9 protein-coding genes and 1 pseudogene are annotated in these 9,241 nt (G+C 70.9%); 5 read left to right on the plus strand and 5 right to left on the minus strand.

Annotated features, from left to right (window positions below; translation table 11 throughout):
• Window positions 1–190, minus strand: a 190-nt coding sequence (locus GH736_RS24550; protein ID WP_203230738.1) for a hypothetical protein, incomplete at its 3' end; no start/stop codon positions are given.
• Between GH736_RS24550 and GH736_RS11680 the strand changes: the two genes are divergently transcribed.
• Genes GH736_RS11680 through GH736_RS11690 form a run of 3 tightly spaced genes read left to right on the plus strand, consistent with a single transcriptional unit; the run spans window position 156 to window position 3,534 of the window.
• Window positions 156–983, plus strand: coding sequence for a carbohydrate ABC transporter permease (locus GH736_RS11680; protein ID WP_159603418.1), 828 nt, complete (start codon window positions 156–158; stop codon window positions 981–983). The two genes, GH736_RS24550 and GH736_RS11680, sit on opposite strands and share 35 nt — an antisense overlap.
• A gap of 29 nt (window positions 984–1,012) precedes the next feature.
• Entirely contained in the window at window positions 1,013–2,452 is a 1,440-nt protein-coding gene (locus tag GH736_RS11685; protein WP_159603420.1) for a GH1 family beta-glucosidase, read from the plus strand.
• 53 nt (window positions 2,453–2,505) lie between these two features.
• The gene (locus GH736_RS11690; RefSeq protein ID WP_159603422.1) at window positions 2,506–3,534 is read left to right on the plus strand and encodes a LacI family DNA-binding transcriptional regulator; all 1,029 of its coding nucleotides are present in this window, start codon (window positions 2,506–2,508) and stop codon (window positions 3,532–3,534) included.
• A gap of 55 nt (window positions 3,535–3,589) precedes the next feature.
• On the opposite strand, the gene GH736_RS11695 is transcribed toward GH736_RS11690, so the two are convergent.
• From GH736_RS11695 to GH736_RS11705, 3 genes are all read right to left on the minus strand, one after another.
• Complete coding sequence (locus GH736_RS11695; RefSeq protein ID WP_235934074.1) at window positions 3,590–4,480, minus strand: DNA-methyltransferase; 891 nt, start codon at window positions 4,478–4,480, stop codon at window positions 3,590–3,592.
• A 69-nt stretch (window positions 4,481–4,549) separates the two neighbouring features.
• The gene (locus tag GH736_RS11700) at window positions 4,550–6,256 is read right to left on the minus strand and encodes an amidohydrolase (protein ID WP_159603424.1); all 1,707 of its coding nucleotides are present in this window, start codon (window positions 6,254–6,256) and stop codon (window positions 4,550–4,552) included.
• Entirely contained in the window at window positions 6,253–7,743 is a 1,491-nt protein-coding gene (locus GH736_RS11705; protein WP_235934075.1) for an APC family permease, read from the minus strand. The genes GH736_RS11700 and GH736_RS11705 overlap by 4 nt, the downstream gene beginning before the upstream one ends.
• Before the next feature lie 53 nt (window positions 7,744–7,796).
• On the opposite strand from GH736_RS11705, the gene GH736_RS11710 reads away from it, so the two are divergent.
• Complete coding sequence (locus GH736_RS11710; RefSeq protein WP_159603426.1) at window positions 7,797–8,405, plus strand: TetR/AcrR family transcriptional regulator; 609 nt, start codon at window positions 7,797–7,799, stop codon at window positions 8,403–8,405.
• Between the two features lie 64 nt (window positions 8,406–8,469).
• Here GH736_RS11710 and GH736_RS11715 read toward each other — a convergent pair whose 3' ends face one another.
• Complete coding sequence (locus GH736_RS11715) at window positions 8,470–8,871, minus strand: MerR family transcriptional regulator (RefSeq protein ID WP_159603428.1); 402 nt, start codon at window positions 8,869–8,871, stop codon at window positions 8,470–8,472.
• 55 nt (window positions 8,872–8,926) lie between these two features.
• Here GH736_RS11715 and GH736_RS11720 point away from each other — a divergent pair.
• Window positions 8,927–9,241: pseudogene (locus GH736_RS11720) on the plus strand (MFS transporter); the annotation flags it as partial.

A 9,241-nucleotide genomic window follows, 5' to 3' on the forward strand; every position in this document is an offset into this window, starting at 1 on the left:
CCTCGTCATCGTCGGCATGCTGTGGATCGTGCTGCCGCTCGTGGTCACGCAGGCGGTCACCTTCGTCGAGCAGGTGCCCGACATGTACAAGAACCTGCAGTCGCAGCAGTGGTTCCAGGACGCCCAACGCCGGCAAGGCCGCGCGGCGCCGGCCCGTGCGCGGGTCGCGACCCGGCTGGTTCGTGTACACGAGCCTCGTGATCGTGCTGGGCGCCGCACTGTTCCCCTTCTACTGGTCGTTCCTGATCGGCTCGGGGGATGCCTCGACCATCCGCGACCCGAACATGTCCTGGCTGCCCGGCGGCAACTTCATCGCCAACGCGATCTCGGTCGTCAACGATCCGGCGGTGAACTTCTGGAAGGCGCTGTGGAACTCCATCTACAGCTCCGCGCTCATCGCCCTCTCCGTGGTCTTCTTCTCGACGCTGGCCGGCTGGGCCTTCGCGAAGCTCCGCTTCCGCGGCGGCAAGTGGCTGCTCGTCTTCGTGGTCGCCACGATGGCGGTGCCCACCCAGCTCGGCGTCGTGCCGCTCTACATCCTCTTCGCCGACCTCGGCTGGACCGGCAACGTGGGTGCGATCATCATCCCGGCGCTCACCAGCGCATTCGGCGTGTTCTGGATGACGCAGTACCTGCAGCAGGCCGTGCCCGACGAGCTCATCGAGGCCGCCCGGGTCGACGGCGCGAGCTCGTTCCGCACGTTCCTCACCGTGGGGCTGCCCGCCGCCCGCCCGGCCGCCGCGATGCTCGGCCTGTTCACGTTCGTCTCGGCCTGGAACAACTTCTTCTGGCCGTTCATCGTCCTCGACCGCAGCGACCCCACGCTGCCCGTCGCGCTCTCGCTCCTGCAGTCGAACTACTTCGTCGACTACTCGATCGTGCTCGCGGGCGTGCTGCTGTCCACCATCCCCCTCCTCATCCTCTTCGTCTTCGCGGGCAAGCAGCTCGTGAGCGGCATCATGGCGGGAGCCGTGAAGGGATGACCATCGACTTCGGAGCTGACACCACCACCATGACCGACACCCTCGCGAACCCCGCGCTGCTCACGCGCCCGTTCCCCTCCGACTTCCTGTTCGGCGCCGCGACGGCAGCCTTCCAGATCGAGGGCGCCGCCTTCGAGGGCGGACGCACCGCCTCCATCTGGGATGCCTTCTGCCGCGTGCCCGGCGCCGTCGTGAACGCCGACAACGGCGATGTCGCCTGCGACCACTACCACCGCATGCCGCAGGACGTCGCCCTGATGAAGGAGCTCGGACTCCAGACCTACCGGTTCTCGACCTCGTGGTCGCGGGTGCGGCCCGACGGCGGCCCGGTCAATCCCGAGGGCGTCGACTTCTACTCGCGCCTCGTCGACGAGCTGCTCGAGGCCGGCATCAAGCCGTGGCTGACCCTCTACCACTGGGACCTGCCGCAGGCGCTCGAGGATCGCGGCGGCTGGGCCAACCGCGACACCGCCTACCTGTTCCGCGACTACGCCCTCGACCTGCACGAGGCACTGGGCGATCGCGTCGACGTGTGGACGACGCTCAACGAGCCGTGGTGCTCGTCGTTCCTCAGCTACACGGGCGGCGCGCACGCACCAGGGCGCCAGGATGTCGCGGCCGGCCTCGCCGCCGGCCACCACCTGCTGCTCGCCCACGGCCTCGCCGTGCAGGCGCTGCGGGAACGCGACCCCGAACTCGAGCTCGGCATCACGCTGAACCTGACGGTCGCCAAGCCCGTCGACCCGACGCACCCCGGTGACGTCGACGCGGCCCGGCGCATCGACGGCCAGTTCAACCGGTTCTTCCTCGACCCGATCTTCCGAGGCCACTACGCGGGCGACCTGATGGCCGACGTCGGCCACCTCGGCCTCCGCGACGTCGTGCTCCCGGGCGACCTCGAGGTCATCTCGACGCCGATCGACACGCTGGGCGTGAACTACTACCACGGGGAGTACGTGAGCGACCGCCCTGCCGAGCACCCGCTGCTGGCCCAGGCGCCCACCGACCGGCCCACCCGCTCGCCCTTCCCCGCCGCCGACGGCGTGTTCAACCACCCCCAGAACCTCCCGCTGACCGCGATGGAGTGGGAGGTGCAGCCCGACGGCTTGCGCGAACTGCTCGTGCGCGTGCACGAGGACTACGCGGCATCCGCGGGCGTGCGCCTCTTCGTCACCGAGAACGGCGCCGCCTACGAGGACCTCGTGGGGGACGACGGCGTGGTGCACGACGCGGAGCGCACGGAGTTCCTGGCGTCGCACCTCGGGGCGATCCTGGACGCGATCGACGAGGGCGTGCCCGTGCACGGCTACTTCTACTGGTCGCTCATGGACAACTTCGAGTGGGCGTGGGGCTACGACAAGCGCTTCGGCCTCGTGCGCGTCGAGTACGACACGCAGCAGCGCACCGTGAAGGACAGCGGACGCTCGTACGCCGCGATCATCCGCGACCGCGCGCTGCCGTCGACCTGACTGACGGCCAGCCCCGACCGCCATCACCCCGAGACGGAAATAGACTGAACGCCATGCAGCAGGGGGGAAGTGGTATCCGGACACGACCCACCGCGCCGACGCTCGAAGCGGTGGCGCGCGAGGCGAACGTCTCGCGAGCCACCGTGAGCCGGGTCGTCAACGGCTCCCCCAAGGTGAGCCCCGACGTGGTCACCGCCGTGAACGCGGCGATCGCCAAGCTCAACTACGTGCCGAACCGGGCCGCCAGGTCGCTGGCCAGCCGCACCTCGGGCGCGATCGCGTTGATCGTGCCCGAGAACACGGCCATGTTCTTCGGCGACCCCTACTTCGCCGCGATCGTGCAGGGCATCACCAGGCGGCTCGACGAGAGCGAGTACCTGCTCAACCTGCTCGTCGCGTCGACCGATCCCGGTCACAAGACCGTGCGGTACCTGCGCTCGGGCGTCGTCGACGGCGCGCTCGTCATCTCGCACCACGAGGGCGACGACCTGCAGCACGAGGCCGACATGCTGCTTCCCCTCGTGTACGGCGGCCGGCCCTCGCAACCCGGCGACCACATCTTCGTCGATGTCGACAACGTCGAGGGCGGTGCCATCGGCACGCGGCACCTCGTCGATGTGGGCCGCCGTCGCATCGGCACGATCTCCGGCCCCCTCGACATGCCCGCGGGTGTCGACCGACTCGAGGGCTTCCGTCGCGCCATGGGCGAGGCCGACCTGCCCACCGACGCCGTCGAGACCGCCGACTTCACGGCGGCCGGCGCCGTCGCCGCCACCCGGCGGCTGCTCGACCGGGTCCCCGATCTCGACGGCATCTTCGTCGCGAGCGACCTCATGGCCACCGGAGCGCTGTCGGTGCTGCGCGAACGCGGCCGATCGGTGCCCGGCGATATCGCCGTGGTGGGCTTCGACGACAGTCCCGCTGCGAGGTCGTCGGCGATCCCGCTGACCACCGTGCACCAACCGTCGGAGCAGATGGGCTTCGAGATGGCCGACCTGCTGCTGCGGCATCTCTCGGGCGACCCCGACGTGCCCCGCCGCAACATCATGCCCACGCACCTCGTGCGGCGCGCGTCGGCGTAGGGCCGGCACGCGGCATCCGCTCAGCGCACGTGCCGGCTCGGCCCGCGGCATCCGCTCAGCCGGCCCTGCGGACTCCGTCCTGGAACTCGACGCCCGCGATGTCGGAGAACCGCGCGCGCATGATCGCGATGGCCGCGGGGTTCTCGTCGACGAGCACGAAGCGGCGGCCCAGCGTGGCGGCGACGGCGCCCGTCGTGCCCGAGCCGGCGAAGAAGTCGAGCACCCAGTCGCCCTCGCGGGTCGATGCCTGCACGATGCGGCGCAGGATGCCCTCGGGCTTCTGGGTCGGGTAGCCGGTCTTCTCGCGGCCCGTCGGCGACACGATCGTGTGCCACCACACGTCGGTGGGCAGCTTGCCGAGCAGCGCCTTCTCGGGCGTGACCAGACCGGGTGCCATGTAGGGCTCGCGGTCGACCGCCGTCGAGTCGAACCAGTACCGGTCGGGATCCTTCACGTACACGAGGATCGTGTCGTGCTTCGTCGGCCAGCGCCGCTTCGCCTTGGCGCCGTAGTCGTAGGCCCACACGATCTCGTTGAGGAAGCACTCGCGGCCGAAGAGGGCGTCGAGCAGCACCTTCGCGTAGTGCGCCTCGCGGTAGTCGAGGTGCAGGTAGAGCGTGCCGTCGTCGGCGAGCACCCGCCACGCCTCGGCGAGCCGCGGCTCGAGGAAGCCCCAGTAGTCCTCGAACCGGTCGTCGTAGCGCAGCAGGTCGCCGCGCACGCGCCGGTACTGCTTGCCCGCGAACCCCGTGATGGTTCCGGATGCCGCGGGCTCGGCGGCATCCGTCGGCTGCACGCGCTCGTGCCGCATGGCCTGCCTGGCCTGCGCGCGGCCGGTGTTGAACGGCGGGTCGAGGTAGACGAGCGTGAACGAGCCGTCGGGCAGGGTGGGCAGCACGTCGAGGTTGTCCGCGTGGATGATGCGGTCGGGTTCGTCGGCTGGCACGGGACCAGTCTGCCCCAGCGGGTGCGTCGAGCGCAGGGCGGATGCGTGCCGTGGCGGAGGCGCGCCGTGTCAGTGCGCGTGCACGTGCCCGTCGTCCTGGCCGCCTCGCGCCGCCACGGGGTCGGCCGGCGCTTCACCTCCGGCGGGATCGGCGAGGGCGCCCGCGGAGTAGGCGATCCCTCCGCCCACGACGGTGAGCTCGGCGTGCGCGTCGAGGAGCGCGGCGGGATCGTGCTCCAGTCCGTAGAGGTCGGTCGACCACACGGCGAGGTCGGCGAGCATGCCGGGGGCGATGCGCCCGAGCGAGGCTTCGGCGTGCCAGGCGCGGGCGCCGTGCACGGTGTACGCCTCGAGGGACCGGTCGAGGCCGACGCGCTCCGCGGCCGTCCAGGCGTCCGATCCGTCGAGGCCGGCACGCGTCGCTGCCGAGTAGAGGCCGACGAGCGGATCCATCTCGCCGACCTGCCAGTCGCTCGAGAAGGCGACGGTCGCGCCCGAGTCGAGCAGGCTGCGGAACCGCCAGGCGCGATCCCAGCGCTCCTCTCCCACGTTCTCCATCCAGGTTCCGGCGACGAGGTCGGGCGAGCAGTGCCTCGGCTGCATCGCCGCGGTCACGCCGAGGTCGCGGAACCGTCCGAGATCGTCGGGGTGCAGGCACTCGACGTGCACGATCCCATGACGCCGGTCGCGGGTCCCGTTGGCCCGGCCGGCACCCTCGATGGCGTCGAGGGCGAGCCGGATGCCGGCGTCGCCGGTCGCGTGGGTGTGGGTCTGGAAGCCGAGGCGGTCGAGCTCGCCGATCACGGCAGCGAGCTCGCCGTCGGCGTAGCTCGGGCGCCCTCGCTGCCCCGGCCGGTTCGCGTAGTCCTCGAGCATCAGCGCCGTGTGCGGCTCGATCACGTCGTCGGCGTAGAGCTTGACCGGCCCCAGTCGCAACCGGTCGTGGGCGGGCGCCGAGTCGACCGCGTCGCGGAGCGCCGCGCGGAACGCGGCATCCGCCCCCACCGGGTGGAACAGTGCGGCGATCACGCGCGACGAGAGCACGCCCTCGGCGAGCGCACGCTCGAACAGCGGCAGCTCCGCGAGCGGCACCTGCGGCTCGACCACGGTGGTGATGCCGAGCGACGTCGCCATCCGCATGCTCGACACGAGCTTGCGGTACCGGCGCTCGGGCGAGTACATCGGGATGTCGCGCTGCAGTTCGGCGAGCCCGGCCTGCGTCATGGCGCTGGTGTAGAAGTCGGTGACCCAGCCCGTCGGGTCTCCGGTGATCGGATGCCGCTCCGGGCGGCCCCACGCGATGTCGTCGCCATCGGCGATGCCGAGCACGCGCAGGGCCACCCGGTTCAGCCACACCGAGTGCTGGTCGTACGTGGTCACGAACACCGGCCGGTCGGTGAGCCCGTCGAGGTCGCCTGCCTCGGGACGGCGACCATCGACGACGGAGTAGACGGCGTTCTCGGCGCAGACCCAGTCGAGGTCGGGTCGCCGGGCGGCGAAGTCCGCGATCCGGCGCCGCACCTCGCCGAGGTCGTGGGCGCCCTCGAGGGTCACCGCGTCCTCGTCGAAGCCGAGCAGCAGGTGGTTGTGGCTGTCGATGATGCCTGGCGTCACCAGTCGCCCGGTGGCGTCGATCGTGCGGCGCGCGGTCGGGGCATCCGCCGCGCTGCCGACATACGCGATGCGGTCGCCGCTGATGCCGACGGCCTCGGCCCACGGGGCCACGGAGTCGAAGGTGCGCACGCGGGCGCCGGTGATGAGCAGGTCGACGGTCATGCCGCGGCTCCGTCCGTGTCGTCGTCGGGGTCGACCAGGTGCAGGGTGCCCGGGCGCGCACGCAGGTACAGCCCGTAGTACGCGAAGCCCGCGGCGACGATGCCGAACGCGATGCCGAGGCTCAGCCACTGTGCCGGGTCGAGGATGCCGATCACGAAGATGGTCGCGATCGCGACGACCGCGAGCAGCGGCGGCGCCGGCCAGAGCGGCATCCGGTACGTATCGGGCGATGCTGCAGCGCTCGTCCGCCGCACGACCAACGCGGCCACGGCGATGAATCCGTAGCTGAACGCGAGCGTCGAGCCTGTGGCGTTCAGCAGCACATCGAACGGGATGAAGCACGCGGCGAGCGCGAGCGCGCCCATCACGATGGTGGCGGTGACCGGCATCCTCGTCGCGTGCGAGACGCGGGCGAGTGGCGCGGCGACGCGCGCGGGCATGGCGCCGTCGCGGGCCGCGGCGAACAGCAGTCGGCCCGACTGCAGGGCGATCGCGATGATGGCGTTGATGATGGCCAGTGCGATGGCGATGAGCACCGCGACCGTGACGCCGGCGCCGGCGCGCTCCGCCAGGAAGGACTCGACCGGCAGGGCGCCGCCGAAGAGTTCCTCGAGCGAGTCGGCGCCGAGCAGCACCGCGGTGAGCGGCACGAGCTCGGCGATGACGGTGATGATCGCACTCCACAGCACGGCGCGGGCGATCGCGCGCTTCGCGTTCTTCGTCTCCTCGGCGAAGTACACCGCACCGCCGTAGCCGTTGTACGAGAAGATGCCCTGCGTCACGGCGAGCACGAGACCCGCGATGCCGAGGGGCGCGAGGCCGCCCGTCGCGACGTCGAGCGCCTGCGGATCGAGGAGGTCGGTGAGCGGCCGCTCGATGTGGACGAGTCCGAGCAGGGCCAGCAGGGCCAGGGCAGCGAGCTCGAGGAACAGGAACGCGCCGGTGACCCAGGCGTTCGTGCGGATGTTGAAGCACGCCGTCACCGTGGCGAGGACGATGACGACGAGTGCGGTCACGAGCGGGTCGAGCCCGGCGATCGCGACGCCCAGGTAGTCGGCGACGCCGAGCGCGAAGATCGCGACGATGAGCGGCAGCGAGACCAGGCCGATGAAGAACACCGCTGAGCCGGCGGCAGGGCCGAGCACGCGGCTCACGAGGGAGTAGTCGCCCCCGGCGATCGGATGCCGCGACGCGAGCTCGGCGTAGCAGAACGCGATGAGCAGGCTGATCACCCCCGCGAGGGCGAAGCCCCAGAACACACCGGTGCCGTAGCCGGCGAGCGCCGCACCGCCGAGGATGAACACGCTCGACGCGGGCGAGATGCCCGACAGCGTGATGAGGACGTTGCCGCCGACCCCGAGCGAGCGTGAGAGCTCGCCGCCGTGGGTGGTCGTCGCGGCCGTGTCGAGGGTCGGAGTCGGGCTGTTCGCAGGCATGTACTGGTCGCTCTCGGTCGGGGTCCGATGCTGCTCGGAATTCTTCGACATCAGTGTCAAAGAATTCCAGAAGTGTGACACGGGGGTCGAGTAGTGTCAAGGACATGGCACGACCGCGCAGGCAGGAGGCGAGACGTGCCGCGTTGATCGAGGCCACCTACGCAGCCGGTCGCCAGCACGGCCTGCGGTCGCTGTCACTGACGGATGTCGCCGAGCAGGCCGGGCTGAGCCGCGGCGCGGTGCTCTATTACTACGAGGACCTCGACGCCCTGCTCGTCGAGGCGCACGGCGCCGGAGTCGAGCGGTTCTGCGACCAGCGCGACGCGACCGTCGCGGCGCTCGACGATCCGCGCGACCGGCTCGGAGCTGCGATCGACGCCGGACTCCCGAGCGGGCCCGACGACGCGCTCATGAGCCTGCTGTACGAGTTCGACGTGCTCGCCGGCAACTCCGACCTGCACGACGAGCTCGTGCAGAAGCTGTACCTGCGCCAGGTCGAGACCTACACGCGCATCTTCGCCGCCGGGCGAGCGGCCGGCGTGTTCTCACCCGGCCTGCCCGACGGGCAGCTGGCGATGACGTTCGTGGCCCTCGAGGACGCCTACGGCCTCCACATCGTGGGCGGCAATGCGCTCATGACGGTGCCCAAGGCGGCTGCGGCGATGCGGGCGGTCGCCGAGCAGCTCGGGTGCCCGACCTCGTCGGCGTCCTGAGGGGCCGGCGGAGGGAACCCAGTCAGGCGACGCCGGCCAGGCGACGCGGGCCAGGCGGAGCTGCTCAGGCGACGGTGCCGAGCACAGCCCTGGCGTCGCCGAGCACCTCGGCGTGGCGGGTGCGCGCGAGGAAGCTGCGAACGGTGTCGCGGCTGCGCGTGAGGCACGCGATCTTCGACTCGAGCGTCTCGAGCTCCCGGGCGAGGTCCTCGGCGAGGTTGCGCGTGCAGGTGCGCGCGAGCTCTTCGCCCTGCACACCCTCCATGTGGAGCATCGTCTTGATCAGCCGGGTCGGCAGGCCGGAGGAGATGAGCCCCCGCACGAGCTCGACCTGGGCGACGGCCGACTCGGGGTAGTCGCGATACCCGTTGGCCTCGCGGTCCGATCGGAGCAGATCCTGCTCCTCGTAGTACCGCAGCATGCGGGTCGGCACGTGCGTGCGCTGCGACAGCTCGCCGATTCTCATGGGATGCTCCAGACCGCTTGACCTTCACATAGATGTCAAAGTCTAGCCTCGCGGTATGACGGAAACCAGCACCCTCCAGCCGCCGGTCGCACTGCGGCAGCGCACGCCGTGGTTCGCCCTCCTCACCCTCGCGTTCGCCGTGTTCGCGACCGTCACCGTCGAGATGGTGCCCGCCGGGCTGCTGCCCGCGATGAGCGCGGACTTCGGCGTCTCGGCATCGTCGATCGGCCTGCTCGTTTCGCTGTGGGCGGCGGCGGGATGGTGGCTCCTCGTCATCGCCGCCGTCGTCCTCGGGGCGGCACTCATCCGCGGCAGCCTGGCGATCGAGTACTTCCCGCGCATGCGCAAGGGGCCGCTCGGGCGGCTCGTC

It is taken from the genome of Agromyces humi, from assembly GCF_009720255.1.
Classification (GTDB): Bacteria; Actinomycetota; Actinomycetes; order Actinomycetales; family Microbacteriaceae; genus Agromyces; species Agromyces humi.

Bases quoted from the DNA above. Each gene is read 5' to 3' on its own strand.
- GH736_RS11685 (WP_159603420.1), top strand. From the start codon at position 1,013: ATGACCGACACCCTCGCGAACCCCGCGCTGCTCACGCGCCCGTTCCCC.
- GH736_RS11690 (WP_159603422.1), top strand. From the start codon at position 2,506: ATGCAGCAGGGGGGAAGTGGTATCCGGACACGACCCACCGCGCCGACG.
- GH736_RS11700 (WP_159603424.1), bottom strand. From the start codon at position 6,256: ATGACCGTCGACCTGCTCATCACCGGCGCCCGCGTGCGCACCTTCGAC.
- GH736_RS11705 (WP_235934075.1), bottom strand. From the start codon at position 7,743: ATGTCGAAGAATTCCGAGCAGCATCGGACCCCGACCGAGAGCGACCAG.
- GH736_RS11710 (WP_159603426.1), top strand. From the start codon at position 7,797: ATGGCACGACCGCGCAGGCAGGAGGCGAGACGTGCCGCGTTGATCGAG.
- GH736_RS11715 (WP_159603428.1), bottom strand. From the start codon at position 8,871: ATGAGAATCGGCGAGCTGTCGCAGCGCACGCACGTGCCGACCCGCATG.